At 50.2% G+C, this 520-nt stretch carries 1 protein-coding gene; it reads right to left on the reverse strand.

Going from position 1 to position 520, the window contains the following annotated elements:
* The coding region (locus R7Q48_RS31030; protein ID WP_318134259.1) for an efflux RND transporter periplasmic adaptor subunit at nt 1-520 on the reverse strand (520 nt) is incomplete at both ends.

Here is a 520-nt window from a genome sequence, read left to right on the forward strand (position 1 = left end):
TTGCTCGGTAGGATTGCTCCGAATCATACCAAGTCAACGATGCTGGCTGACCTAGTGCGAATTGCGCAATCATATTTTCCGGCACGTCGATGTCCACTTCCCAGCTGTCTTCTTGCTGAATTGACACAACACTGCCGCCCGGCAAGGTTTGTTCATGTGGATCAACAGAAACGTCGGCAACAATGCCAGTGAATGGTGCACGTAGAGTGGTGTAACGTAGGGCATCTTTTGCACGTTGGATGTTTTTCTCAACCACTTTGACGGCAGAGAGGCTACGTTCGTAGCTGCTGATGGCTCGGTCTAAGTTTACGCTGGCAATGGCATCATCAGAAGTCGCTTGTTTTACGCGCTTTAACTCGGCTTTCGCGAGTTTGTGGGCTGATTGCGCTTCTAACATGCGCGCTTGTAATTCTTCTAGTGAGACTTGGTAGTCGTGCTTGTCCAGCGTGGCAATGACTTGGCCTTTTTCTACCACGCTGCCTTTATTTACGAACACGCTTTCCACGGTGCCGGGTACACA

The sequence above is a fragment of the Vibrio sp. 378 genome, from assembly GCF_033339435.1.